1 protein-coding gene is annotated in these 525 nt (G+C 65.5%); it reads left to right on the top strand.

Annotated elements, in window-relative coordinates:
* Positions 1-525, top strand: a 525-nt coding sequence (locus tag V6F88_RS27800) for an Ig-like domain-containing protein (protein WP_332613522.1), incomplete at both ends; no start/stop codon positions are given.

Here is a 525-nt window from a genome sequence, read left to right as displayed (position 1 = left end):
CCAACGAGGATACGACGGTCAACATCGCGGTCAACGGCAACGATACTTTCGAGAACGCAAGCCACGCCATCACAGCCATCAACGGCAGCGCGGTTGTTGTGGGCACGCCGATCGCCGTGACCAACGGTTCGGTCACGTTGAAGGCCGATGGCACCTTGGACTTCGCACCCGCTGCGAACTACAACGGCGCCACGAGCTTCACCTACACGGTCACTTCTGGGGGCGTGACGGAGACGGCAACCGTCACTGTCACGGTCACCGCCGTGGCGGACGCGCCGATGACGGTGGACCCGGCGGTTCCGGGCCAGACCTTCGACCCGGCCACGGGCAACTACGCCACCAGCACCACCGAGGACGCGGCCGTAACGGGTCAAGTCTCGGCGGTGGACGGCGACGGAGACACGCTGGCCTACAGCGTCAGCACGACTGCCGCTCACGGCACGGTGACGGTCAACACCACAACCGGCGCCTACACCTACACGCCGACGGCGGATTACTACGGCGGCGACAGCTTCGTGGTGTCGA

Source organism: Achromobacter sp. ESBL13 (assembly GCF_036668755.1).
Classification (GTDB): Bacteria; Pseudomonadota; Gammaproteobacteria; order Burkholderiales; family Burkholderiaceae_B; genus Achromobacter.
This window is presented reverse-complemented; position numbering and strand designations above follow the sequence as displayed.